This is a genomic window from Achromobacter sp. UMC46, assembly GCF_014170335.1.
GTDB lineage: Bacteria > Pseudomonadota > Gammaproteobacteria > Burkholderiales > Burkholderiaceae_B > Achromobacter.
Genome location: NZ_LZZS01000042.1, coordinates 28,250 through 52,244 on the forward strand (window position 1 = coordinate 28,250; position 23,995 = coordinate 52,244).

The following is a 23,995-nucleotide window of genomic DNA, read 5'->3' on the forward strand; positions in this document are numbered from 1 at the left end:
CGCTTACACCTTCTTGATCGCGGTCTTGCCGAACAGGCCGGCGGGCTTGAAGGTCAGAACGAGCAGCAGCAACACCAATCCCGGCACGTCTTTGTACCCCGTCGAAATATAGAAACCGGTGGTGGTCTCGGCGATCCCCAGGATCAGCCCGCCCACCACGACGCCCATCCCGCTGGACAGGCCGCCGATGATCGCCACGGCGAACGCCTTCAGCCCCAGCACCGCGCCCATCGTGGCGCCCGTCAACGTCAGCGGCGCCACGAGGACGCCCGCGAACGCGGCGGTCAACGACGACAGCGCATAAGAGAACGTGATCACCATGCCGGTGTTGATGCCCATCAGGCCGGCCGCGTCGCGGTCGTTGGACGTGGCGACGAAGGCCTTGCCGTAGATGGACTTGCGGTTGAATATCTCCACCAGGATCATCATGCCCAGCGCGCCGAACACGACCAGCAGCTCCATGGGCAGTACGTTCGCGCCCATCACCTGGATCGGCGCTTCGGGCAGCGGCGAGGGAAAGCGCAGATCGTCGCGGCCCCAGATGTTCTCGGCCACGTTCTTGAAGATGATCCCCAAGGCGATGGTGGCCATGATCCAGCCGAATTCTGATCGCGTCTTGATGGCCGGCCGCACGCCGACCCGTTCGACCAGCGCGCCTTGCGCGAAGCCGAAAATGCAGACGATGGGGATCATGACCCAGTAGTTCACGCCCAGGCCGACGAGCGTCAGCCCGACCAGCGCGCCCAGCATCAGGGCTTCGCCCTGGCCGAAGTTCAACGTGCCCGACGTGGCGAAAGTAAGCTGGTATCCGAACGCGATGACGGCATAGATCATGCCTAGCGCGATACCGCTATAGATAAGCTGTAGAAGAATCATGGTGTGTGTCTTGAAGCGCTGTGTTCCGTCCCAACCCCCTTGGGCAGAACGCGGTTTTCAGGCGGCTGCATGCCCCGCGCCCGGGAGGGGGCGCGGGCGGCGGCGGCCGGGTAGCCGCCGCCTTCCTGCTTGTTCAGGCTTAGTTGGCCTTGACGACGCGGCCGCCCTTGACCTCGCCGATGACCACTTCCTTCGCGGTGATCGCGTCGTGGTTGTCGTGGGTGAACGGCTTGTTGTAGGTCATCACCACGCCTTCCACCGGCGTCTGCAGGTTCTCGAGCGCTTCGCGGACCTTCGGGCCGTCGGTGGAGTTCGCCTGCTTGATGGCCGCGGCCAGCAGGAAGATCGAGTCATAGCCCTGGGCCGCCGACACCGGCGAATCGATGCGGTTGTTCTTGGGCTTGAACTTGGCCAGGTAGGCGTCGATGAAGGCCTTGCGCTTCGGGGTGTCCGGGTCCTGGATGAAGGTCTGCGGCATGCGCGCGCCTTCGCCGTTCGAGCCCGAGTTGTCGATGTAGTTGGCCATCGACAAGGTCCAGCTGCCGATGATCGGCACCTTCCAGCCCAGCTTGGTCATGCCGTTGGCGATCTGCGCCAGTTCGGGGCCGATGCCGTAGGTCAGCACGGCTTCGGCGCCGGCGGCCTTGGCTTTCAACAGCTGGGCCGTCATGTCGACGTCCTTGATGTTGAACTTCTCGACGGCGACGGCCTTGACGCCCTTGGCGTTCAGGGCTTTTTCCAGGTCTTCGCGGCCCAATTGGCCGTAGTTGGTGGAGTCGGCCAGGATCGCGACCTTCTTGAAGCCGCGGCGGGTGACCGCTTCTTCCACGATCATCGGGGCCTGGATGCTGTCATGCGCCGCGTTGCGGAACACGTAGTTGTCGGGGAATTCCGGGGCATTGAACTGGTGCGTGATGACGCTGCCGGTCGCCACGTTGTTGAAGACGGGGATCTTGGCGTCCTGGTAGAAACGCTGCGAGGCCAGCGCCACGCCCGTATTGATGTAGCCGACCGTGGCCGCCACCTGTTCCTTGTTGATCAATTCCTGGGCGATCTGCACGCCGCGTTCGTTCTTGGCTTCGTCGTCGCGCTCGACGGCCACCAGTTGGCGGCCCAGCACGCCGCCGTTCTTGTTGATTTCCTCAATCGCCAGCCGCACGCCGTCGCGCATGCTCACGCCCATGGACGAGGAGCCGCCGGTGTAGGGGCCAGCCACGCCGATCTTGATGGGGTCGGCGGCGTAAGACGCGGCCGATGCGGCAAATGCAAGGGTTCCTGCTAGCAGCTTCAAACGAAAATCCATGGATGTCTCCGTTGTAATTAGATGAACTGCGTGGAAAACCGTGTGCCGGCGCCAGACGGCGAGGAATCAAATGCTGCGGCGCTCTCCTGTGTTGCGTGTTGTGACTCTCTGCTTAATCGCTTACGCGAATCTGACCCGGCGGGTCATTTCCGCGTAAATACCTAGTACGGCCGCATGGGGCGCCGACCGTGCGCTGCAACGCAGCATGGGCGGGCAGGCAAGCCGGGCTTGCGATGCGCCGGGGTGTGCGACGGGCGGACAGCCGCGTTGGCCGCATGCTAGCCACCGCAGGGGGCAGGCGCACGGAAATTCGTTCCGCCCTTTACTGGAAATTTATTCCTGACGGGTCGCAAGGCCGCGTGGCCATTGGGATGCCAGTTTGCACACGTCTTCCAGCCATAGGGAAAACGCTTGGACCGCACGGCCCGGCGGGCGCGCGCTTTCGGTGCACAGGTGGTACTGGGATTCGCCGGGGATGTCGATGTCCAGAACGCGCACCAGCTTGCCCTCATCCAGCCATTCCGCGGCAAGCGTGCGGCGCGTCAGGGCCAGGCCCTGGCCGGCGCGCGCGGCGGCCAGCATCATGCCCAGGTCCACCAGCCAGACGCCGCGCGAGGGCTCGGGCCAGTCCAGGCCGGCCGCGTCCAGCCAGGGGCGCCAGGGCTCCATCGGGCAACGCAGCAGGCCGGCGGGCGCCAGGTCGGCGGGGCGATGGAACGGGCCGTGCGCGGCCAGGTACGACGGTGAGCAGACGGCGAACACGGGGTCGGCCGTGAGCTGGCGTGTCTGCAGGCCGGGATACTTGCCGCTGCCGAAGCGTATCCAGACGTCGGCGTTGGGCGGCATGATGTCCAGGTAGGGGATGGACAGCATGATTTCCAGCTCGACGTCGGGATGCGCGGCGGTGAAGCCGGGCAGATAGGGGATCAGCACCTGACGGGCGAAGGTGGGGGTGGAGACGACGCGCAGCGGTTCGGGCTTGGGCTCGCCGCGCTTGTGCAGCGAGGCGTCGGACAGCAGGTCCAGCGCGGTGCGCACCTGGTTCAGGTAGTCGCGTCCGGCGGCGCTGAGGGTGGCGCCGCGGCTGCTGCGGATGAACAGCGACACGTCCAGCAGCGCTTCCAGGGCGGCGATGCGCTTGCCGATGGCGCTGGCGGTGACGAAGAGTTCTTCGCTGGCGCGCTCGAACGAGCCCAGCCGGGCGGCGGCTTCAAATGCCTGGATGGCGGCCAGCGGGGGCAGGCGCACATCTTTGGAGGGGGAGGGTCCGCGCATGATCGTCTGGCGGGCCGGCCGTGCGCCCGACGAAAGAGTGGCAACGGGGACATTATAAAAGTGATGGCGGCGCGCGGTCCGGACGCGCCGCCATGACCAGCACGCCCGGCCGGGTTCAGACGCCCTTGATCGCCAGGCTGACTGCCAGCCCCGCCATGACCACGGCGATGACGCCGTCCAGGACGCGCCAGGCCGACGCGCTGGCGAAGAAGCGGGCGAACAGGCGCGAGCCGATGCCCAGCACGGCCAGCCACAGCAGGCTGGCGGTGAAGGCGCCGGCGGCGAACGCCATGCGGGCGTCGTCGAAGCCGTGCGCAAGCGAACCGACCACCACCATGTCCAGCCAGAAGTGGGGGTTCAGCAGCGAAAAGCCCAGCGCGCCCAGCATCGCGGCGCGGCGCGACGGCACCACGTCGCGCGCGGCGGCCAGACCGCCGGTGGCGGTCCAGGCGCGGCGGGCCGATTGCAGCGCGTACCACGACAGGAAGGCCACGCCGAACCACAGGACGGCGGTGGTCAGCCACGGGAACCAGGCCGTCAGCGCCTGCAGCCCGGACACGCTGGCGAAGATGAACACGGCATCGATCAGCGCGCAGATGGCGACCACGCTGAGCAGATGCGCGCGCATCAGGCCCTGGCGCAGGATGAATGCGCTTTGGGCGCCGACGACGGCGAACAGGCCCAGCCCGGTGGCGGTTCCGCTGGCCCAGGCGGTCAGGAAGAGGGGGGATGACAAGGTGGCGAACATGATGCAAATACCTGTGACTGCAACGCCTGTGGCGGCGCTTTGATGTGGGTTCCGGAGGCATTGCGCACCCCGGCTATAACGTATTTTCTCTTGCGCGCGAGATGAAATACAGCTAATTTTCCTTCACTATATTAAGTAAAACTAATCTATGAAACTCGATCACGGAAACCTGCGGGCGCTGGCCGCCGTGGTGCGCGAAGGCAGCTTCGAGCGCGCCGCGCTGTCGCTGAGCGTCACGCCATCGGCGGTGTCGCAACGGATCAAGGCGCTGGAAGACCGGATGGGCCGGCTGCTGGTGCAGCGGACGGTGCCGGCCGCCGCCACGGCGGACGGGCAGGTGCTGGTGCAGCTGGCCGAACAGACGGCGCTGCTGGAGCACGATGCGCTGAACCGGCTGGGGGTGTCGGACGACGAGGTCCCCCACGCCAGCATCCCCATCGCGGTCAACCACGACAGCCTGGAGACCTGGTTCGTCGACGCGGCCCTGCAGTTTTCGGCGCGTACCCGGGCCACGCTGGATATGCTGTCCGAAGACCAGGACCACACCGCGGCACTGCTGCGCAACGGGTCGGTGCTGGGCGCCGTGACCACCCTGGCGGACCCGGTGCAGGGCTGCCGCATCCATGCGCTGGGCAGCATGCGCTATGTGGCCACCTGCACGCCGGATTTCCATAAGCGCTACTTCGCGCAGGGCGTGAACGCGCAGACGCTGGCCGAGGCCCCGGTGCTGGTGTTCAACCGCAAGGACGCCTTGCAGGCGCGTTTTGCGCACAAGATCTCGGATCCCGCGCCGTGGCAGCCCCCGGTGTGGTGGGTGCCGTCCACGCGCGCCTTCGTGCAGGCCACGCTGGGCGGGCTGGGCTGGACCATGAATCCGTTGCCGCTGGTCCAGGAGCACCTTGATGCCGGTCAGTTGATGCTGCTTCGGGGCCGCGCCTGGGAGGATGTGCCGCTGTATTGGCAGCATTGGCGGGTAAACTCCGAGGCGATGGAAGCCTTGACCGATTCGGTTCTGTCTGCCGCCCGCAGCTTGGTCCGGCGGCGTTAACCCACTAGGAGGACACCCCATGAACATCCGCAAGTTCGCAGTCATCGCCGCCCTGGGCCTGTGCACGGCCGGCTCGGCGTGGGCGAAGGACTACAAGGTCGGCCAGGTCGAAGTCGACGACCTCTGGGTCCGCGCCTCGGCGCCGGGCCAGTCCAATGGCGCGGGGTATATGGATATCGATAACGACGCCAAGACCGAAGACCGACTGCTGTCGGTGTCGTCCGACGCCGCCGAGCGCGTCGAGCTGCATACCGTGCAGACCGAAAACGGCGTGTCGAAGATGCGCCAGGTCGAAGGCGGCGTGGCGCTGCCGGCCGATACCGAGGTCAAGCTCAGCCCGGGCGGCTATCACGTCATGTTCATCAAACTGAAGGCGCCGTTCGTCGACGGCGCGACCGTGCCGGCCACCTTGAAGTTCGAAAAGGCCGGCGAAGTCGCCGTGCAGTTCAAGGTCAAGCCGGCCTCGCACAACCCCGGCATGAGCCAAGGCGGCATGGACCACGGCGCGATGAAGCACTGAGCGCCCAGCGCTACCCGCGCCTGCTGGCGCGGGTGTGTTTCATATGAACAGACAAGTCCCTCTTAATCGGGCAAGTCTCTCCAGACCAGGCACAGGCCTACCCCAATCGGGGCCGCGCGGAGCCGGCTTCGCCGGTCCGCAGCGGCGCCCCCCTGGGGGGGAAGCGCGCAGCGCTGCGGGGGGGGTTAATACAGCCCTTGCTGGCGCATCGCGTCGGCCACCTTCACGAAACCGGCGATGTTGGCGCCGTCCAGGTAGTTGACGTATTCGCGTTCGCTATGGCCATGGCGCACGCAGTTCTCGTGGATGTCGCGCATGATGGCATGCAGGCGGGTGTCCACTTCTTCGCGCGTCCAGGCCAGGCGGGCCGAGTTCTGGGCCATTTCCAGGCCCGACACGGCCACGCCGCCGGCGTTGCTGGCCTTGCCCGGCGCATAGAGCACGCGGGCGGCGATGAAGGCCTTGGCGGCCTCCAGCGTGGCCGGCATGTTGGCGCCCTCGGCCACGCACAGCACGCCGTTCTTGATCAGCGTCTGCGCATCGGCCAGTTCCAGTTCGTTCTGCGTGGCGCACGGCAGGGCCACGTCCACCGGCACGTGCCACGGACGCTTGCCGGCTTCGTACTTCAGGCCGAATTGCTGGGCATACGTGTCCAGGCGGCCGCGCAGGTCGTTCTTGATGTGCATCAGGGCGACCAGCTTCTCGTGCGTGAAGCCGGCTTCGTCCACCACGGTGCCATTCGAATCCGACACCGTGACGACCTTGGCGCCCATCGACATGGCTTTTTCGATGGCGTATTGCGCCACGTTGCCCGACCCGGAGACCGACACGCGCAGGCCGTCGAAGGACTTGCCGACGCGCTTGAGCATTTCTTCGGCGAAGTACACGGTGCCGTAGCCGGTGGCTTCGGGGCGGATGAGGCTGCCGCCGAAGGTCAGGCCCTTGCCCGTGAAGACGCTGGCGGTCGAATTCGACAGCTTTTTCATCATGCCGGCCATGAAGCCGACTTCCCGCGCGCCCACGCCGATGTCGCCGGCCGGCACGTCCGTGTCCGGGCCCAGGTGGCGATACAGCTCGATCATCAGCGCTTGGCAGAAGCGCATGACTTCGGCGTCCGACTTGCCCTTGGGGTCGAAGTCCGAGCCGCCCTTGCCGCCGCCCATGGGCAGCGTGGTCAGCGAGTTCTTCAGCGTCTGTTCGAATGCCAGGAATTTCAGGATGGACAGGTTCACCGAGGGGTGGAAGCGCATGCCGCCCTTGAAGGGGCCGATGGCCGAGCTGTGCTGGATGCGGAAAGCGCGGTTGACCTGGGCGCGGCCCTGGTCATCGGTCCAGCACACGCGGAACTGGATCACGCGTTCCGGCTCCACCAGGCGCTCAAGCACGGCGTGCTCGGCATAGTGCGGGTGCTTTTCGATGAAAGGCCACAAGCTCAGCATCACCTCCTGGACGGCTTGCATGAATTCAGGCTGCTGCGGGTCGCGCGCGGCGACGCCACGCAGGAAGTCATCCAGACTCTGCACTTTCAACATGATCTCCTCGGGGGTGCTTCGAACAGGTGCGGGTGTGCGCCGTTTTGGGGCGCGAATTATTTATTCTGGTGCATTGATCGCACCAGCATGGTGCGGAATTGTAGGGGCAAAATGTTGCTCTGCGCAAAGCTGAAAATGCGGCCATCACTTTGATATCAAAGCGATTTTTATAATAGTTTAATGGGGGCGCATCATATTTGGAGTCGCTGGGATTCCGGTGTGAAATACGGACTACAGGTGTCCTGCCGTTGAATTCACAGGGAAAATTATTATGTCCCCATTTTATATGGAGATGTCGCGATGCCGGAAAAGGCGTAGGACCTCAGGAAACAAGCGGTTCTCGGCTGGGTTCCACGGGGCGGGGGGCCGGCATTTCCTCTCTATACGTCCCCATTATTTATTTGAGAAAAATCACGCGCACCTGTTCGGCACGGGACCCGCATGTGCCCGGTACATGCCCGGATCAGACCTGCACGATCGCCAGCGCCGCACCCAAGGCCATCAAGATCGCACCCACGACCCGGTCGGCGGTGCGTTGATGATCCAGCAACAGCCGCCGCAAGATCACGGACGACACTGACCACGCGACGACACTGAACCACACCCAGTGGGCGAACGACATGAAGAGCCCATAGCCGAACTGCTGGGCCAACGGCGTGCCCGGCGACACCACTTGCGTATAGGTGCTGACGACGAACAGGGTGGTCTTGGGGTTCAGCGCGTTGGTCAGAAAGCCGCTGTAAAGCGCCTGCCAGGCCGAAATGGGCGGACGCGCGGACAAGTCCCGGCTGACCGGGGTGCGGTTGAAGAACGTCTTCCAGCCCATGTAGACCAGATAGCACGCGCCCGCCAGTTTGATGCCCTGCAGCACCGGTTGCGCGTAATGGGCCAGCAGGCTGACGCCGAACATCGTGTAGAAGACGTGGACCTGCACGCCCAGGGCGATGCCCAAGGCGCAAACCAGCCCCGTGCGCCGGCCGAACAGGTAGCTGTAGCGCGTCACCATCGCAAAATCCGGTCCCGGGCTGATGACGGCAAGCACGGTAATGAGGGCAACGGCGATCAGTTCGGTCATGGTGGTGTGGCGGGCGGGGAAGCGCCCGGGCAAGGCAGGAAGAAAGGGCGCCCATTGTGTGGCGCTGGCGCGGCGATGAAAAACGATTTTTAATGCCGGTTATCCGTCAGGAAAAATCACTGATCACCATGAAACTTCCCCCGCTTGGATCTTTGCGCGTATTCGATGCGGCAGCCCGTCATGAGGCCTTCGGCCGGGCGGCGGAAGAGCTGCATGTGACCCACGGCGCAGTCAGCCGCCAGATCAAACAGCTTGAGCAGGCGTTGGGGCTGACCTTGTTCGAACGCCGGAATCGGGCTGTTTTCCTGACCGATTCCGGACGCCAGCTGCTGGGCCTGACCCGTGGCCTGTTCGAACAGCTGGCCGCCGGCCTGGCGCAACTGCGGCAACCCGCCGCGGACGCGCCGCTCGTGCTGTCGTGCGAGCCCACGATCGCCATGATGTGGCTGATCCCGCGCCTGCCCGATTTCCAGCGGGCGCATCCCGACGTGCAGGTGCATCTGTATGCGGCCGGCGGGCCCGTGGATTTCGCGGCGCAGGGCGTGGACGTGGCGTTGCGGCGCAACGATTTCGAGTGGGACGCCGCCTTGCACGCCGAACGGGTGTGCGAAGAATGGACTGGCCCTGTCTGCCGCCCAGGCTTGGGGGGCGCTTCAGGCGAGGCTGCCTGGCAGGGCGCGGCGGCCTTGGGCAGCGCGACCCGGCCGGGCGCCTGGCGGCAATGGGCGCAGGCATCGGGCAAGAAGGCGCCGCGCCGGACGGGGCCGGTGTATGAACATTTCTATCTCAGCCTGCAGGCGGCCGCGGCGGGCTTGGGCGCCGCCATCGGTTCGGCGCTGATGGTGCAGGACGCGTTGCGCGACCGCCGGCTGCAAGCCCCTTGCGGATTCATCCGGGACGGTTCGGCGTACTTCCTGCTGTCGCCGCGCCCGTTCCGGGACGATCCCCGGGCAGCGGCCTTTTTGGCGTGGTTGCGGCAACAGGCCGAGGCGTCGCTGCCTGGCCCCGAAGACGGGGCCGGCGGCGCCGCCGGGCCGGGCGCGGATCAGAGCGTGGCGTCGTAATCGATCGTCAGCGGCGCGTGGTCCGAGAAGCGCTCGTCCTTGTAGATGGCCACGTTGCGGGCGCGGGCGGCGATGCCCGGGGTCGCGATCTGGTAATCGATGCGCCACCCGACGTTCTTGGCCCAGGCCTGGCCGCGATTGCTCCACCACGTGTACTGGTCGGGGCGGTCGTCGATGGTGCGGAACACGTCCACGAAGCCGCGCTTGTCGAACACGTCGGTCAGCCAGGCGCGTTCTTCGGGCAGGAAACCGGAGTTCTTCAGGTTGCCCTTCCAGTTCTTCAGGTCGATTTCCTTGTGCGCGATGTTCCAGTCGCCGCAAATGATGAATTCGCGGCCGGTGGTCTTGTGTTCGTGCATCAGGGCGTCGATCCACGGGCCGAAACGGTCCAGGAAGCGGTACTTGGCTTGCTGCCGTTCGTCGCCGCTGGAGCCCGAGGGCAGGTAGGCGCTGATCACCGACAGGTTCTTCCAGTCGGCGCGGATGACGCGGCCTTCGGGATCGAATTCTTCGCAGTCCAGGCCGATGTTCACGCGTTCGGCGGCGTCGCGCAGGTAGATGCCCACGCCGCTGTAGCCCTTCTTGACCGCATGGTGGAAATGCCCGGTGTAGCCGGGCGGATGGCGCAGGTCATCGGTCAGGTCCGTGTCGGCGATCTTGATTTCCTGAAGGCAGAGGACGTCTGCGGCATGCTTCTCCATCCAGGGTTGCAGGCCCTTGCGGAAGGCGGACCGGATGCCGTTGAGATTGATGGACGTGATGCGCAGCAAAGCGAAGCTCCTGTAGAGCGGCCGCAGGGGCCGGAACAATGCCAGGAATTTAACCGACTCGGCGCCACGGGCCGGGGAAAGCCCTGACAACGGATAAAATGCCGGGGTTTTCCATCTACCGGATTCCTTCGTATGCCCGCCGCCACTTCTTCCGCCACCTCCCTGGATTTCGTCCGTTTTGCCCTGAACGAAGGCGTGCTGCGCTTTGGCAGCTTCAAGGTCAAATCGGGCCGGATCAGCCCCTATTTCTTCAATGCCGGCCTGTTCAACAGCGGCGGCTCGGTCGGCAAGCTGGCGCAGTTCTATGCCCAGGCGCTGCTGGATTCGGGTGTGGCGTTCGACATGCTGTTCGGCCCGGCATACAAGGGCATCCCGCTGGCCACCGCAACGGCCGTGGCGCTGGCCGGCCACCCGGCCATGCAAGGCCGCGGCGACGTGCCGTTCGCCTACAACCGCAAGGAAGCCAAGGACCACGGCGAAGGCGGCACGCTGGTGGGCGCGCCGCTGAAGGGCAAGGTCGTCATCATCGACGACGTGATCACGGCCGGCACGTCGGTGCGCGAATCGGTGGAGATCATCCGCAGCGCCGGCGCCGAGCCCGCCGCCGTGCTGATCGCCATGGACCGCATGGAACGCGCCGGCCCGGACGACGCGCTGTCGGCCCATTCGGCGGTGCAGGACGTGGCCAAGACCTACGGCATCCCGGTGGTGGCGATCGCGTCGCTGTCGGACATCATGGCGTTGCTGCAAGACGATGCGTCGTTCGCCGAAAACCGCGACGCCGTGCAGGCGTACCGGACGAAGTACGGGGTGAAGTAAGGGACTCCGTAGAGGGCCGGGGAGAGCGCGTCTAGCCTCGGTCTGTCTTCGCGTGCTGCGGGTTCACGCCAAGATGGTGTCGTACATGTCTTTGGTCATGTCAGGATTTGCCGGGCGGATGTAGGCACGCGCCTTTCCGTTCTGCACGATGACGATGCGCGCGCCGTTTTGCGCCACCGCGATCAACGCGTCGAGTCGTATTGCGACGGCTTCTTGCAGCCCTTCGATGTAATCAGACATTGGGGGTTCCGATCAAAAATTGACCGCCCCCATTCTTCGCAAAAACAAAGGCCGCGGCAATGTGCCGCGGCCTTTTATCAGCCTTGATTCCCGAAGGAACTATCAGCTGTCGAGCTTCTGCTTGAGCAGGTCGTTCACTTGCTGCGGGTTGGCCTTGCCGCGGGCGGCCTTCATGATCTGGCCCACCAGCGAGTTGAACGCCTTCTGCTTGCCGGCCCGGTACTCTTCCACGATGGCCGGGTTGGCGGCCAGCACTTCGTCGATCATGGCGCCGATGGCGCCCGTGTCGCTGATCTGCTTCAGGCCGCGCGCGTCGATGATGGCGTCGGCATCGCCGCCGTTCTCGCCGGCCCACATGGCGCCGAAGACTTCGCGGGCGATCTTGTTGGAGATCGTGCCGTCGATAATGCGGCTGATCAGCGCGGCCAGCGCCGGCGCTTGCACGGGAGAATCGGCGATGCCCTTTTCTTCCTTGTTCAAGGCGGCGGCGACTTCGCCCATGACCCAGTTGGCGGCCAGCTTGGCCTGGCCTGCGGGCAGGGCACGCGCCACGGCTTCGAAGTAGGCGGCCAGGTCGCGGCTGACGGTCAATTGGGCGGCGTCGTAGGCGGGCAGGCCGAATTCCGATTCGAAGCGGGCGCGCTGGGCGGCCGGCAGTTCGGGCATGGCGGCGCGCACCTCGTCCACCCAGGCGGCCGAGATCACCAGCGTGGGCAGGTCGGGGTCGGGGAAGTAGCGGTAGTCGTGCGCGTCTTCCTTGCTGCGCATGCTGCGCGTCTCGTCGCGGTCGGCGTCATACAGGCGCGTTTCCTGGACGACGGTGCCGCCGTCTTCAATCAGTTCGATCTGGCGGCGCGCCTCGTAGACGATGGCGCGTTCCAGGAAGCGGAACGAGTTGACGTTCTTGATCTCGGTGCGGGTGCCGAATTCCTTCTGGCCCACCGGGCGCACCGACACGTTGGCGTCGCAGCGGAACGAGCCTTCCTGCATGTTGCCGTCGCAGATGCCCAGCCAGACGACCAGGCTGTGCAGGGCGCGGGCATAGGACACGGCCTCGGCGGCCGAGCGCATTTCGGGCTCGGTCACGATTTCCAGCAACGGGGTGCCGGCGCGGTTCAGGTCGATGCCGCTGGCGGGCGCGCCGTTGGCCAGGGTGAAGTCGTCGTGCAGCGATTTGCCGGCGTCTTCTTCCAGGTGGGCGCGCGTCAGGTTGATGGTCTTTTCTTCTTCGCCCACGAAGAACGACAGCGTGCCGCCCACGACCACTGGCAGCTCGTACTGGCTGATCTGGTAGCCCTTGGGCAGGTCGGGATAGAAGTAGTTCTTGCGCGCAAAGACCGAGCGCGGCGCGATGGTGGCGCCGACCGCCAGGCCGAAGCGGATGGCGCGTTCGGCCGCGCCGCGGTTCATGACCGGCAGGCTGCCCGGCAGGGCCAGGTCCACTTCGTTGGCATGCGTGTTGGGCGCGGCGCCGAACTCGGTGCTGCTACCCGAAAAGATCTTGGAGCCGGTGGAAAGCTGGGTATGCGTTTCCAGGCCGATGACGATTTCCCAGTTCATTATCTGTAGTTCCAATCAATAGTGCCGCAGCGGAGCGCGCCAGCGGCGCCGGGCCGCCCCAAGGCGCTGGCAGCCCCCTCGGGGGGCAGCGAACGGAGTGAGCGTGGGGGCCTCATCAGAGCGGGGACCGCGTATGCCAGTCCGTCACTTGTTGGTAGCGGTCGGCGATGGCAAGGAGCTTGCCCTCGTCGAAATAGTTGCCGATGATCTGCAGGCCGACCGGGCGTCCCGAGCCGAAGCCGCACGGGATGGACATGGCCGGCAAGCCCGCCAGGCTGACACCCAGCGTGTAGACGTCGGCCAGCCAGTCGGCTGTCGGGTCGTCGCGGTTGTCGCCGATGTTCTTGGCGACCGTCGGCGTGACCGGGCCCATGATCACGTCGCACTGGCCGGCGTAGGCGCGCTGGAAATCCTGCGCGATCAGGCGGCGCAGGCGTTGCGCTTGCAGGTAGTAGGCGTCGTAATAGCCGTGCGACAGCACGTAGGTGCCGATCAGGATGCGGCGCTTGACCTCGTCGCCGAAGCCTTCGGCGCGCGAGCGGCTGATCATCTCGGTCAGGTCGCCGTACTGCTCGGTGCGGTGGCCGTAGCGCACGCCGTCGTAGCGTGCCAGGTTGCTGGACGCTTCCGCGGGGGCAATGACGTAGTAGGCGGGGATGGCGAGTTCCGTGCGCGGCAGCGACACCGGCACGCGCACGGCGCCCAGCGCCTCGAACTGGACCAGCGCGGCTTCCACCGCGGCGGCCACCTCAGCGGCCAGGCCGGCGCCGAAATATTCTTCCGGCACGCCGATGCGCAGGCCCTTCAGGGGCTGGCTGCCGGCGGCGTCGAACGTGGCCTGGGCCGAATCGAAGTCGCGGCGGACGCGGCCGGGTTCGTTCACGGCGGCGTCGCACTTTTCCAGGCTGGTGGCGTCGCGCGGATCGAAGCCGCTGACGACGTCCAGCAGTTCAAGCAGGTCGCGGCTGCTGGCGGCCAGCGGGCCGGCCTGGTCCAGGCTGGAGCCGAACGCCACCATGCCGTAGCGCGACACGGTGCCGTAGGTCGGCTTGATGCCGCTGACGCCGCACAGGGCAGCGGGCTGGCGCACCGAACCGCCGGTGTCGGTGCCGGTGGCGGCGGCCACCAGGCGGGCGGCCACGGCCGCGGCCGAACCGCCCGACGAGCCGCCCGGCACGGCGGCGTGGTCCCAGGGGTTCTTCACGGCGCCGTAGGCCGAGTTCTCGTTGCCGGAACCCATGGCGAATTCGTCGCAGTTCAGCTTGCCGATGGACACGGCGCCCGCCGCGCCCAGGCGTTCGACGACGGTGGCGTCGAACGGGCTGACGTAGCCTTCCAGCATCTTGCTGCCGGCGGTGGTGCGCCAGCCGCGGGTCACAAACGCGTCTTTGTGGGCGATCGGAACGCCGGCCAGCGGGCCGGCCGAACCGGCGGCCAGGGCCGCGTCGGCGGCGCGGGCCTGGGCCAGCGTCAATTCGGCGTCAATATGTAAAAAGCAATTCAGGCCGCTGGCCGCGTCGGCGGCCGCCAGGGCGCTTTGCGCCAGTTCGACGGCGCTGACCTGGCGTTGGGCGAGGGCCGCGCGCAAAGCGGCGATCCCCTCGAATTGGGTGTGCAAGGCAGGTTTCGTCATGGCTTAGTCTAGGACTTTAGGAACCAGGAACAAGCCTTCCTGGGCGTCGGGGGCGTTGGCCAGCAGCGCCTGGCGGCGGGCTTCCGAGCTGGCCTCGGTGACGGCGTCTTCACGCAGGCGCAGCACGATGTCCTCATGGGCGGACAGGGGGTGGGCCAGGGGTTCTACGCCTTGGGTGTCGACGGACTGGAGCCGTTCGATCAGGTGGAGGATGCCGTTTAACTCGGCCTGCGCAAGCGTGCGCTGGTCGGGGGTCAGTTCGATTCTGGCCAGCCGGGCAATGCGGGCCACATCTTTGTCATTGAGCGCCATAGGGATTGCAAAATCGATAAGCGAAGGCCGAAGGGCGGGACTGGGCAGTATGTACCCTCCAATCCCGTTACAAAGCTTGAATAGCCTGCATTTATGCGCTATTTCCGGTGAAATTATAAGTTATGATTCACGGTTTAATCGCCGTGATGACAGGCGGACCCGACGTTTTTCGGGCCAAACGCCCCACGACTTGAACCCAATTCCCCCCAGAATTTAGCTGAGCTCCCATGTTCGGATTCCTGCGCAGTTATTTTTCCAGCGATATGGCGATCGACCTCGGTACCGCCAATACGCTGATTTACGTCCGCGGCAAGGGCATCGTGCTCGATGAGCCCTCCGTGGTCGCAATCCGTCATGAAGGCGGGCCTCACGGCAAAAAGATCATCCAGGCCGTCGGCCACGAAGCCAAGCAGATGCTTGGCCGAGTGCCCGGCAACATCGAGGCCATTCGGCCCATGAAGGATGGCGTTATCGCCGACTTCACGGTCACCGAACAGATGCTCAAGCAGTTCATCCGCATGGTGCACCCCCGCAACATGCTGGCGCCCAGTCCGCGCATTATCGTCTGCGTGCCCTGCGGCTCCACCCAGGTTGAACGTCGCGCCATCCGCGAATCGGCGTTGGGCGCGGGTGCGTCCCACGTCTTCCTGATCGAAGAACCCATGGCCGCGGCCATCGGCGCCGGCCTGGCCGTGTCCGACGCCAGCGGCTCCATGGTCGTCGACATCGGCGGCGGCACCACCGAGGTGGCAGTCATCTCGCTGGGCGGCATGGTCTACAAGGGTTCCGTGCGCGTCGGCGGTGACAAGTTCGACGAAGCCATCGTCAACTATATCCGCCGCAACTACGGCATGCTGATCGGCGAACCCACGGCCGAGCTGATCAAGAAGGAAATCGGATCCGCATTCCCGGGTTCCGAAGTCCGCGAAATCGAAGTCAAGGGCCGCAATCTGGCCGAAGGCGTGCCGCGCAGCTTCACGGTCTCGTCCAACGAGATCCTGGAATCGCTGACCGACCCGCTGAACCAGATCGTTTCCGCGGTGAAGATCGCGCTTGAGCAAACCCCGCCCGAGCTGGGTGCCGACATCACCGACAAGGGCATCGCCCTGACCGGCGGCGGCGCCTTGCTGCGCGATCTGGATCGCCTGCTCCAGGAAGAGACCGGCCTGCCCGTCGTGGTGGCCGACGATCCCTTGACCTGCGTCGTGCGCGGTTGCGGCGAAGCGTTGGAACACCTTGAGAAACTGGGCGCCATCTTCATCAACGACTAATACCGCCCGCCAGCCCGGAGCCCCGCTTTTTTACGGCTCCGGCCGCTGCGGGAGCTACGGACGCGGGTGCCCGGGCTGAGATTCATGCAACGACAAGGGACCCCCCCCCTATTCAGGCGCGGCCCACCTGCGGAGGTGCGGCTGGTCGTTCTGGTCGTCCTTGCTTTGGCCCTGATCATCATGGACTCGCAATGGCGCATGCTGGAACCGGCGCGCCGTGCGATATCTGTGGCGCTTTACCCCTTCCAGCGCGCAGTCATGGCGCCGCGCGACCTCGTCCAGCAAGTCAACGAATGGGTCAATGCGGCCAACCTCATCCGCAGCGAAAACGAAGCCTTGCAGCGCCAGCGCATCGAGCTGGCCCAGGTGGCCAGCCATGCGGCGCAATTGGCCGCTGAAAACGCGCAACTGCGCCGCCTGCTGGGCGTGACCGACACCGTGGCGCAATCGGCCGTGGTGGTCGAAGTCATGTACGAACCCACCAATGCGTTCACCCAGCGCCTGGTGTTCAACAAGGGCAGCAAGGCCGGCCTGGCGCCGGGCATGCCCGTAATCGACGAAGGCGGCGTGGTCGGCCAGATCGTCCGCGTGACGCCGATGACGGCCGAAGCCGCACTGGTGACGGATGAGCAGGTGTCCATCCCCGTCCAGCTGCTGCGCAACGGGCTGCGGCTGATCGCGTTCGGCGGCAATTCACCGGGCAAGATGGAAGTCCGTTACCTTGCCGCCAATGCCGACATCAAGGAAGGCGATACTATCGTCACCAGTGGCGTCGGCGGTTTGTTCCCCGCCGGCCTGCCCGTGGCCAAAGTGACCTCGGTCGAACGCGACACCGCCTCCGGTTTCGCGCGCGCCGTGTGTGAACCGCTGGCCCACCCCGAACGCTATCGCCACTTCCTGGTATTGCAGGTGGATGTGGCCCGCGCCGAGTCCAACCGTCAGGAGGTCGATTCCGGTGGATCGGACTAATCAATCGCAACCCAGGCGCCGCCTGGGAACGCCCAGCAACGTGCATCCCGACCGCCTGTCCGGTCCGGCCCATGGCGTCTTCGTCTGGGCCACGGTGCTGCTGGTGTGGCTGGTGTCGCTGCTGCCGTGGCGGCTGTGGCAGGGCGCGCCCGACGTGCTGCTGCTGATCATCGCCTTCTGGTGCGTGCACGAGCCGCGCCGCGTGGGCCTGTTCACCGCCTTCTTCTTCGGGTTGCTGATGGACGTGCATGACGCGGGTCCGCTGGGCGAGCACGCCTTGTCGTACACGCTGGTCGCCTACGGCGCCGTAGTGCTGCACCGCCGGCTGCAACGGTTCGACCTCTGGAGCCAGGCGATGCACATGCTGCCTGTCTTCTTCATCGCCCGTTTCCTGACCCAGATCATCCACGCCTGGCTTGCCGGCAAGTGGCCGGGCTGGGACTGGTGCATCAGCGTGGCCATCACCGCCGCCCTGTGGCCGTTGGCGGGCTGGGTCCTGCACTTGCCGCAGCGCGGTGCCGACGACGCCGAATCCTCCTCCGCCTGAGGGCGGCGTCGCGTCATGTTTGAATTCAAGAAAACCGGCCAGCAGCAGAAGCAGCGCTTCCGCCTTCGCGCATGGGTGGGCGGCGTGTTCGCGCTGCTGTGCTTCGGCGTGCTGGTGGGGCGGTTCTGGTACCTGCAGGTCGACCGCTACGAAGGCCTGTCCGAACGCGCTGACCGCAACCGCATCGCGGTCGTGCCGATTCCGCCCCGGCGCGGCGAGATCCTGGACCGCAACGGCGAAGTCCTGGCCCGCAACTACCGCACCTACACGCTGGAAGTGGTGCCCGCCCACGCGGGCAACATGAACGAGCTGTTCGAACGCCTGACCGAAGTCGTCTACATCAGCCCCACCGACCAGCGCCGCTTCAAGCGGCGCGCGGCGGAATCCAGCCGCTACGCCAGCCTGCAGCTGCGCAACAACCTGAACGAGACCGAGGCCGCCTGGTTCGCCGCGCACTCGTTCCAGTTCCCGGGCGTCGAGCTGCGCGCGCGCTGGGTGCGCGAATATCCTCAAGGCGTGTCGGCCGCGCACGTGGTGGGCTACATCGGCCGCATCGCGGAAGGCGACAACGAAGAGCTGGAACGCGCCGGCCAGCTGGGCAACTATCGCGGTACCGATGTCATCGGCAAGAAGGGCATCGAGAAAACCTGGGAAGAGCAGCTGCATGGCCGCACCGGCCTGGAAGAAGTCGAAGTCACCGCCGGCGGCCGCCCCATGCGCACCCTGCGGCGTATCGACCCGGTGCCGGGATCGGACATCATGCTGTCCATCGACCTGGGCCTGCAGAAAGTGGCCGAAGAGGCCTTCGAGGGCCAGCGCGGCGCGCTGGTCGCGATCGACCCCGACACGGGCGAAGTCCTGGCTTTCGTCTCGCAGCCGTCCTTCGACCCCAATCTGTTCGTGGACGGCATCGACGTGGACAACTGGCGGATGCTGAACGAATCGCCGGACCATCCGCTGATCAACCGCCCGCTGTACGGCACTTATCCCATCGGCTCGACGTACAAGCCCTTCGTGGGCCTGGCCGCCCTGGAACTGGGCAAGCGCCGCGCGACCGACCGCATTTCCGATCCGGGCTACTACGAATTCGGCGGACAGAAATTCCGCAACGCCGGCGGCGCCGCCTATGGCATGACCGACATGCACAAGGCCATCGTGGTGTCGTCGGACACGTATTTCTATTCGCTGGGCCCCGAGATCGGCGTGAACGCGCTGCACGATTTCACCAAGCAGTTCGGTTTCGGCCAGATCACCGGCATCGACCTGGAAGGCGAGAAGCGCGGCGTGCTGCCGTCCACCGACTGGAAACGCGCGGCCTACAAGGACAAGGACCGCCAGCGCTGGTATGCGGGCGAAACCATTTCGGTCGCCGTGGGCCAGGGCTACAACGCCTTCACCCTGCTGCAACTGGCGCAAGGCACGTCGACGCTGGCCAACAACGGCCTGTTTCGCCGTCCGCACCTGGTGCACGCGGTGCGCGACCCGCGCACCGGCGTGGCCAAGCCCACCGAATCCACGCCCGACTACCGGATCCCGCTGAAGCAGGCCAATGTGGATGTCATCAAGAACGCGATGGCGGATGTGGTGCGGGCCGGCACGGCGCGGCGCGCATTCGCCAACGCGCCATATCAGGCGGCCGGCAAGACCGGCACGGCGCAGGTGTTCAGCCTGCGCGGTGGCCACTACCGCGCCAGCGCCATCGACGAACGCCTGCGCGACCATGCGCTGTTCATGGGGTTCGCGCCGCTGGAGCATCCCCGCATCGCGGTCTCGCTGATCGTCGAGAACGCCGGTTGGGGCGCCAGTGTGGCCGCGCCGGTTGCGCGCAAGGTGTTCGACTACTGGCTGGCCAAAGACCGCCAGGACAAGATCGTGCGGCCGGAACGGGCCGATCCGCTGGCCTCCGTTGAATCTATTACTACCGACGTGGTGCGCCAATAATGAAGCGCTTGGGCCTTATCCTGCTACGCGTGTTCACAGCGTTCGACTGGCCGCTGCTGGCGATCCTGATGATGTTCGCCGCGTTGGGCCTGACCGTCATGCATTCGGCGGTGGGCGGCACCGATTGGCGTTTCGCGGAGCAGTCGCGCAACTTCATCATTGCGTTCTTCGCGATGTGGGCGATGGCGCTGATCCCGCCCAAGTGGCTGATGAAGCTGGCCTTGCCCTTCTATGTGGTGGGCGTGGTGCTGTTGCTGGGCGTGGAGTTCTTCGGTGAAACCAGCAAGGGCGCGACCCGCTGGCTGAACCTGGGCGTGACGCGCATCCAGCCTTCCGAGATGATGAAGATCGGCGTGCCGATGATGCTGGCCTGGTACTTCCAGCGCCACGAGGGCGCGGTGCGCATCCGTGACTTCCTGGCCGCCGCCGCGATGCTGGCCGCGCCGTTCGCCCTGATCGTGCTGCAACCCGACCTGGGCACGGCGCTGCTGGTGTTCGGCGCCGGCTTTTTCGTGATCTATTTCGCGGGCCTGTCGTTCAAGCTGCTGGTGCCGGTGATGCTGGCAGGCATCATCGCGATCGGCACGCTGGTGTATTACGAAGACCAGCTGTGCGAACCGGATGTGGACTGGGTGGTGCTGCACGACTATCAGAAGCACCGGGTCTGCACGCTGCTGAACCCCAGCTCCGATCCGTTGGGCAAGGGCTTCCACACGATCCAGTCGATGATCGCGGTGGGCTCGGGCGGGGTCTACGGCAAGGGCTACATGAAGGGCACGCAGACGCACCTGGACTTCATCCCGGAACGCACGACCGACTTCATCTTCGCGGTCTACGCCGAAGAATTCGGCCTGTACGGCGGGATTGCGATCCTGGTGCTGTACGGCCTGATGATGGCGCGCGGCCTGACGATCGCATCCCGGGCATCGTCGCAGTTCGGGCGCTTGCTGGCGGGGGCGCTGACGATGATGCTGTTCATCTATGTGTTCGTGAACGTGGGGATGGTGACGGGGATCTTGCCTGTCGTCGGGGTGCCGTTGCCGTTCATGAGTTACGGGGGGACGGCGTTGTTCACGATGGGGATCGCGTTCGGGATCATGATGAGCATCAGCAGGCATCGGTCGGCGAAGGGTTGATGCGGGAGTGAGGTTCGTCGGGGGAGGCTTGCGGGGCTTCTTCGGTGTCGCGGGTGGTGCTTCGTGGGTCGCCCGTCGGGGTGGGCGGCATGGGCACTCGCGCCCACGATTGCGGTCCGGCGCGCAGGCGCCGGACTTCCCCTTCGTCATCTTCGTCCAGGCCTACGGCCTTCCCTTCAGATTCCCTCGGGCGCATCGAGGTTGCTCGCGCCCATGCCGCCCACCCCGACGGGCTCACGCCGTCTTGGCTCGGCGCGTTGCTGGGCCTGTCAATCATGTCGAGATTTGCGGGGCCCGCCGATTGCGGCCGCGCGGGCGGCCACAATCGGCATACGCGTGGTGCGTCGTCAGGGGGGTGATCGCTTGCGCGCTTGCGTGGAGGGATTGCTGATGGGCCCGCAATCAAGTGGGGGGGTAGAGATGGGCGGCGCGCGGCAGGGAGCCTGTTGCGTATGCAGACCCTCTCGCGCACGCCGCCCATCCGGCACAGGGGTTCAAGTGGCGATTAGCGGCGGCCCGTTTTCTTGCCTATACGCGTGGCGGCAGCACGTCGATGCAAGACGCCGCGTAAGCCCCCAAAGGCCGCCCGCGCGGCCGGCCGGGGGCGGGCACTACAAGCTATTTCTCTTCTCGATGCCGTATGCCAGAACCCTAAGCATGCAGCTCGCCCCGGCAGGCCACCGCCGCGACGGGCGTCTCAAGAACCAGCACCCGTCACCAAACACACACCATCAACCCGGCAACGCCTCCGGCACACCCAGGTCGGACGCCAGCTTCTTCAACCCATCCCAGATCCGGCTATCGAACTCCACCGAATCTGCGTTCACGGCGCGGTTGCGGGCTTCGTATTCGCCCGGGTATTGCACCGCCTCGACGCCCGGCTGCGGCTTGCATGCGTGCAGGTAGTCGATGAACGCGCCGACTTCCATCGTGCGCCAGTCGGTGTTGAAGTCCACTTGCGGATCCAGCAGTAGCGCGAACATGTTGTTGGTCGCCACGCCGATGCGGGGATGCTCCGGCTGGATCGTGCCGCCGCCCGACAAGACGCCGGCCAGCAGTTCAGCCACCAATCCCAGCGCGTAGCCCTTGTGGCCGCCGAAGGGCAGCAGGGCGCCGGGCGGGTCGGCGAACAGCGCGCCGGGGTCCGTCGTGGGGTTGCCGTCGGCGTCGATCAGGGATCCGGGGGGCGCCTGTTCGCCCTTGGCCGCCAGCACGCGCGCTTTGTTCACCGCGATCGAACTGGTGGCCATGTCCACGATGAATGGGGGGCGGCCGCCCGGCAGCGGGCCGGCGAAGCACAGCGGGTTGGTGGTCAGGCACGCCTGGGCGCCGCCGAACGGCGCCACGGTGGGCGCGCGGTTGATCACGTTGGTGAAGGCCAGCAGGATCAGGCCCTTGGCCGCCACCATTTCCCCGAAGTGGCCCATGCGGCCCAGGTGATGGCTGTGGCGCAGGGTCACGATGCACTGACCGTGTTCCTGGGTGCGCTCGATGGCCTTTTCGATGACGACTTTGCCCACGTACTGGCCCAGGCCGTGGTGGCCGTCATAGGCCAGCATGGCGCCGCGGTCGTTGACCAGTTCGGGCCGGCCGTCGGCCTGCGCCAGGCCTTCGGACAGCACGCGCCGGTAGTTCGTCAGGATCGACAGGCCGTGGCTGGTGTAGCCGACCCGGTCCGACTCAACCAGGTGTTCGGCCACGTCGCGGGCGATGTCTTCGGGTACGCCTTGCGCCATCAGCACGCGGCGGCCGTATTCATTGGCTTGGGCAATGGAGAGTTTCATGATGCGTTCTCCTTAGAGCCAGCCGAGCCAGCGCCAGTAGGTCGCGCCCATCACCAGCATCAGCAGGTAGCCCACGATGGTGACGATGATGCCGACTTTGGCGAACTGCTTGGCGTTGAAGGTTTCCGTGCCCAGGCACACCATGTTCTGCGGCGCGTTGATCGGCAGGATGAAGCCGTAGCTGACGACGAAGCCCAGCAGCATGGTCATGCCCAGGCGGCTGAAATCGCCCGGCAGCGTGGCCAGCACCGAGATCAGGATGGGCAGCATGGCCGAGGTCAGCGCGGTGGCGCTGGCAAAACCCAGGTGGATGACGATCAGGAACGCGGCAAGGACGGCGAAGATCGCCAGCGGTCCCAGGTGATCCAGCCCGGTATGCGCCACGACCTGGTTGCCCAGCCATTGGCCGGCTTGCGTCGTCAGCAGGGCGGTACCCAGGCTGATGCCCACGCCGAACACGATCACCGTGCCCCATGGGATGCGCGATTGCACGTCTTTCCACGTCATCACGCCAAAGCGCGGCAGCATCAGCAGGACCAGGCCAAAGTAGGTGGTCGACGTGGTGTCGAACTTGTGCAGCTTGCCTTCGGTCGACCAGAACAGCAGCAGCATGATCGACACCGCCATCAGGCGTTTTTGCGCGCTGGTCATGGGGCCCAGTTCAAGCAGCGACTTTTCGACGGCTTCCTTGCCTCCGGCGATGCTGTCGCTTTCCGGCGGCAGCAGTTTCAGCACGACGAAGATCAGCACAGCCGACATGATCAGCGACCAGGGGGCGCCGGCGATCAGCCAGTCCGACCACGCCACGCGTTCGCCCAGCATCTTTTCCATAAAGCCGACCGTCAGCAAGTTTTGCGCGGCGGCGGTCTGGATGCCGACGTTCCAGATGCTGGTGGCTTGCGCCACGATGATCATGATGCCGGCGGCGATGTTCGAACGCTTGTCCACACCGAAGGCCGCGATGACGCCCATCATGATGGGCACCACGGCCGCACTGCGCGCCGTGGCGCTAGGCACGACCAGGCTCAGCACGATCGTCACGGCGATACATCCGATCAGGATGCGGCGCGTGCTGGTGCCGACCTTGGACAGGGTGACCAGCGCGATGCGCCGGTCCAGCCCGGTGAAGGTCATGGCGGCGGCAATGAACAAGGCGCCGGTGACAAGCGCCAGCGCCGAGTTCGAGAAGCCGGTAAGGGCCATGCTGATGGCGGCCGACGTGCCGTACAGCACGTTCGGGTCTTTGATTGTCGGAGCCGTGCCCAACAGGAAAGCCATCAGCGTCGTGATCATGATCGCGCTGGCTTCGTAAGACACGGCTTCGGTAATCCAGACCACCACGGCAAATGCCAGGATCGCCAGCATGCGGTGGCCCGCGACCGGCAGGTCGGCGGGCAGGGGCATCATCAGCACCCCGATCATCACCAGGATGCCGGCGACGAGTCCGATTGGGATTTTTGCTTTCTTTGGGGCTTGCGAGGCAGGGACAGCGGCTGGCGCGGTCATATCCATCTCCGGTTGAGGTCAAACTTCCGACACATTCCCCGCGAGCTCGGGTTTGTTCAATTCGAT

The 23,995-nt window shown here is 65.7% G+C and carries 22 protein-coding genes; 9 read left to right on the forward strand and 13 right to left on the reverse strand.

The window, feature by feature from the left end; all coding sequences use genetic code 11:
• Positions 1-3 precede the first annotated feature (3 nt).
• From A9973_RS30345 to A9973_RS30360, 4 genes are all read right to left on the reverse strand, one after another.
• Positions 4-876, reverse strand: a complete 873-nt coding sequence (locus A9973_RS30345; protein ID WP_183017270.1) for a branched-chain amino acid ABC transporter permease — start codon at positions 874-876, stop codon at positions 4-6.
• A gap of 139 nt (positions 877-1,015) precedes the next feature.
• On the reverse strand, positions 1,016-2,179 hold the full coding sequence (locus A9973_RS30350) for an ABC transporter substrate-binding protein (protein ID WP_183017271.1): 1,164 nt from the start codon (positions 2,177-2,179) through the stop codon (positions 1,016-1,018).
• Positions 2,180-2,512: 333 nt separating this feature from the next.
• A complete protein-coding gene (locus tag A9973_RS30355) occupies positions 2,513-3,454 on the reverse strand; it encodes a LysR substrate-binding domain-containing protein (protein WP_183017272.1) in 942 nt (313 codons plus the stop codon).
• A gap of 115 nt (positions 3,455-3,569) precedes the next feature.
• The gene (locus A9973_RS30360; RefSeq protein WP_183017273.1) at positions 3,570-4,202 is read right to left on the reverse strand and encodes a LysE/ArgO family amino acid transporter; all 633 of its coding nucleotides are present in this window, start codon (positions 4,200-4,202) and stop codon (positions 3,570-3,572) included.
• 148 nt (positions 4,203-4,350) lie between these two features.
• Here A9973_RS30360 and A9973_RS30365 point away from each other — a divergent pair, with 148 nt between their 5' ends.
• Both A9973_RS30365 and A9973_RS30370 read left to right on the forward strand, forming a co-directional pair.
• Positions 4,351-5,250, forward strand: coding sequence for a LysR family transcriptional regulator ArgP (locus A9973_RS30365; RefSeq protein WP_183017274.1), 900 nt, complete (start codon positions 4,351-4,353; stop codon positions 5,248-5,250).
• A gap of 19 nt (positions 5,251-5,269) precedes the next feature.
• Positions 5,270-5,770 (forward strand): copper chaperone PCu(A)C, encoded by a 501-nt coding sequence (locus A9973_RS30370; protein WP_183017275.1) that lies wholly within the window; start codon positions 5,270-5,272, stop codon positions 5,768-5,770.
• 185 nt (positions 5,771-5,955) lie between these two features.
• Here A9973_RS30370 and gdhA read toward each other — a convergent pair whose 3' ends face one another.
• On the reverse strand, positions 5,956-7,302 hold the full coding sequence (gdhA, locus tag A9973_RS30375; RefSeq protein WP_183017276.1) for an NADP-specific glutamate dehydrogenase: 1,347 nt from the start codon (positions 7,300-7,302) through the stop codon (positions 5,956-5,958).
• A 463-nt stretch (positions 7,303-7,765) separates the two neighbouring features.
• Positions 7,766-8,377, reverse strand: coding sequence for a LysE family translocator (locus tag A9973_RS30380; RefSeq protein WP_183017277.1), 612 nt, complete (start codon positions 8,375-8,377; stop codon positions 7,766-7,768).
• Positions 8,378-8,505: 128 nt separating this feature from the next.
• On the opposite strand from A9973_RS30380, the gene A9973_RS30385 reads away from it, so the two are divergent.
• On the forward strand, positions 8,506-9,441 hold the full coding sequence (locus tag A9973_RS30385) for a LysR substrate-binding domain-containing protein (protein ID WP_183017278.1): 936 nt from the start codon (positions 8,506-8,508) through the stop codon (positions 9,439-9,441).
• Here the strand turns inward: A9973_RS30385 and A9973_RS30390 are convergent.
• Positions 9,423-10,211, reverse strand: coding sequence for an exodeoxyribonuclease III (locus A9973_RS30390; RefSeq protein ID WP_183017279.1), 789 nt, complete (start codon positions 10,209-10,211; stop codon positions 9,423-9,425). The two genes, A9973_RS30385 and A9973_RS30390, sit on opposite strands and share 19 nt — an antisense overlap.
• Before the next feature lie 132 nt (positions 10,212-10,343).
• Between A9973_RS30390 and pyrE the strand changes: the two genes are divergently transcribed.
• A complete protein-coding gene (gene pyrE, locus A9973_RS30395; protein ID WP_169272577.1) occupies positions 10,344-11,030 on the forward strand; it encodes an orotate phosphoribosyltransferase in 687 nt (228 codons plus the stop codon).
• A gap of 63 nt (positions 11,031-11,093) precedes the next feature.
• Here the strand turns inward: pyrE and A9973_RS30400 are convergent, their stop codons facing one another.
• The 4 genes from A9973_RS30400 to gatC form a co-directional block, all read right to left on the reverse strand.
• The gene (locus A9973_RS30400; RefSeq protein WP_183017280.1) at positions 11,094-11,270 is read right to left on the reverse strand and encodes a hypothetical protein; all 177 of its coding nucleotides are present in this window, start codon (positions 11,268-11,270) and stop codon (positions 11,094-11,096) included.
• A gap of 102 nt (positions 11,271-11,372) precedes the next feature.
• Positions 11,373-12,830, reverse strand: coding sequence for an Asp-tRNA(Asn)/Glu-tRNA(Gln) amidotransferase subunit GatB (gene gatB / locus A9973_RS30405; protein ID WP_183017281.1), 1,458 nt, complete (start codon positions 12,828-12,830; stop codon positions 11,373-11,375).
• 115 nt (positions 12,831-12,945) lie between these two features.
• Positions 12,946-14,463: an Asp-tRNA(Asn)/Glu-tRNA(Gln) amidotransferase subunit GatA gene (gene gatA, locus A9973_RS30410; protein ID WP_183017282.1), complete on the reverse strand. Its 1,518-nt coding sequence runs from the start codon at positions 14,461-14,463 to the stop codon at positions 12,946-12,948.
• A 3-nt stretch (positions 14,464-14,466) separates the two neighbouring features.
• On the reverse strand, positions 14,467-14,775 hold the full coding sequence (gene gatC / locus A9973_RS30415; protein WP_183017283.1) for an Asp-tRNA(Asn)/Glu-tRNA(Gln) amidotransferase subunit GatC: 309 nt from the start codon (positions 14,773-14,775) through the stop codon (positions 14,467-14,469).
• A 227-nt stretch (positions 14,776-15,002) separates the two neighbouring features.
• On the opposite strand from gatC, the gene A9973_RS30420 reads away from it, so the two are divergent.
• The 5 genes from A9973_RS30420 (at position 15,003) to rodA (ending at position 20,639) form a co-directional block, all read left to right on the forward strand.
• The gene (locus A9973_RS30420; RefSeq protein ID WP_006216320.1) at positions 15,003-16,046 is read left to right on the forward strand and encodes a rod shape-determining protein; all 1,044 of its coding nucleotides are present in this window, start codon (positions 15,003-15,005) and stop codon (positions 16,044-16,046) included.
• A gap of 84 nt (positions 16,047-16,130) precedes the next feature.
• The gene (gene mreC, locus A9973_RS30425; protein WP_183017284.1) at positions 16,131-17,015 is read left to right on the forward strand and encodes a rod shape-determining protein MreC; all 885 of its coding nucleotides are present in this window, start codon (positions 16,131-16,133) and stop codon (positions 17,013-17,015) included.
• Positions 17,002-17,562, forward strand: a complete 561-nt coding sequence (gene mreD / locus A9973_RS30430) for a rod shape-determining protein MreD (protein WP_035213076.1) — start codon at positions 17,002-17,004, stop codon at positions 17,560-17,562. Before mreC ends, mreD begins: the two co-directional genes overlap by 14 nt.
• A gap of 15 nt (positions 17,563-17,577) precedes the next feature.
• On the forward strand, positions 17,578-19,503 hold the full coding sequence (gene mrdA, locus A9973_RS30435; RefSeq protein ID WP_183017285.1) for a penicillin-binding protein 2: 1,926 nt from the start codon (positions 17,578-17,580) through the stop codon (positions 19,501-19,503).
• A complete protein-coding gene (rodA, locus tag A9973_RS30440; protein ID WP_183017286.1) occupies positions 19,503-20,639 on the forward strand; it encodes a rod shape-determining protein RodA in 1,137 nt (378 codons plus the stop codon). Before mrdA ends, rodA begins: the two co-directional genes overlap by 1 nt.
• Positions 20,640-21,370: 731 nt before the next feature.
• Here the strand turns inward: rodA and A9973_RS30445 are convergent.
• Positions 21,371-22,423: an Ldh family oxidoreductase gene (locus tag A9973_RS30445; protein WP_183011905.1), complete on the reverse strand. Its 1,053-nt coding sequence runs from the start codon at positions 22,421-22,423 to the stop codon at positions 21,371-21,373.
• Between the two features lie 12 nt (positions 22,424-22,435).
• On the reverse strand, positions 22,436-23,929 hold the full coding sequence (locus A9973_RS30450) for a DASS family sodium-coupled anion symporter (protein WP_183011904.1): 1,494 nt from the start codon (positions 23,927-23,929) through the stop codon (positions 22,436-22,438).
• Between the last annotated feature and the right edge of the window lie 66 nt (positions 23,930-23,995).

Excerpts from the sequence above, each read along its gene's own strand:
- A9973_RS30345 (WP_183017270.1), bottom strand. The coding sequence starts at position 876 with ATGATTCTTCTACAGCTTATCTATAGCGGTATCGCGCTAGGCATGATC.
- A9973_RS30350 (WP_183017271.1), bottom strand. The coding sequence starts at position 2,179 with ATGGATTTTCGTTTGAAGCTGCTAGCAGGAACCCTTGCATTTGCCGCA.
- A9973_RS30355 (WP_183017272.1), bottom strand. The coding sequence starts at position 3,454 with ATGCGCGGACCCTCCCCCTCCAAAGATGTGCGCCTGCCCCCGCTGGCC.
- A9973_RS30360 (WP_183017273.1), bottom strand. The coding sequence starts at position 4,202 with ATGTTCGCCACCTTGTCATCCCCCCTCTTCCTGACCGCCTGGGCCAGC.
- A9973_RS30365 (WP_183017274.1), top strand. The coding sequence starts at position 4,351 with ATGAAACTCGATCACGGAAACCTGCGGGCGCTGGCCGCCGTGGTGCGC.
- A9973_RS30370 (WP_183017275.1), top strand. The coding sequence starts at position 5,270 with ATGAACATCCGCAAGTTCGCAGTCATCGCCGCCCTGGGCCTGTGCACG.
- gdhA (WP_183017276.1), bottom strand. The coding sequence starts at position 7,302 with ATGTTGAAAGTGCAGAGTCTGGATGACTTCCTGCGTGGCGTCGCCGCG.
- A9973_RS30380 (WP_183017277.1), bottom strand. The coding sequence starts at position 8,377 with ATGACCGAACTGATCGCCGTTGCCCTCATTACCGTGCTTGCCGTCATC.
- A9973_RS30385 (WP_183017278.1), top strand. The coding sequence starts at position 8,506 with ATGAAACTTCCCCCGCTTGGATCTTTGCGCGTATTCGATGCGGCAGCC.
- pyrE (WP_169272577.1), top strand. The coding sequence starts at position 10,344 with ATGCCCGCCGCCACTTCTTCCGCCACCTCCCTGGATTTCGTCCGTTTT.
- A9973_RS30400 (WP_183017280.1), bottom strand. The coding sequence starts at position 11,270 with ATGTCTGATTACATCGAAGGGCTGCAAGAAGCCGTCGCAATACGACTC.
- gatB (WP_183017281.1), bottom strand. The coding sequence starts at position 12,830 with ATGAACTGGGAAATCGTCATCGGCCTGGAAACGCATACCCAGCTTTCC.
- gatA (WP_183017282.1), bottom strand. The coding sequence starts at position 14,463 with ATGACGAAACCTGCCTTGCACACCCAATTCGAGGGGATCGCCGCTTTG.
- gatC (WP_183017283.1), bottom strand. The coding sequence starts at position 14,775 with ATGGCGCTCAATGACAAAGATGTGGCCCGCATTGCCCGGCTGGCCAGA.
- A9973_RS30420 (WP_006216320.1), top strand. The coding sequence starts at position 15,003 with ATGTTCGGATTCCTGCGCAGTTATTTTTCCAGCGATATGGCGATCGAC.
- mreC (WP_183017284.1), top strand. The coding sequence starts at position 16,131 with ATGCAACGACAAGGGACCCCCCCCCTATTCAGGCGCGGCCCACCTGCG.
- mrdA (WP_183017285.1), top strand. The coding sequence starts at position 17,578 with ATGTTTGAATTCAAGAAAACCGGCCAGCAGCAGAAGCAGCGCTTCCGC.
- rodA (WP_183017286.1), top strand. The coding sequence starts at position 19,503 with ATGAAGCGCTTGGGCCTTATCCTGCTACGCGTGTTCACAGCGTTCGAC.
- A9973_RS30445 (WP_183011905.1), bottom strand. The coding sequence starts at position 22,423 with ATGAAACTCTCCATTGCCCAAGCCAATGAATACGGCCGCCGCGTGCTG.
- A9973_RS30450 (WP_183011904.1), bottom strand. The coding sequence starts at position 23,929 with ATGACCGCGCCAGCCGCTGTCCCTGCCTCGCAAGCCCCAAAGAAAGCA.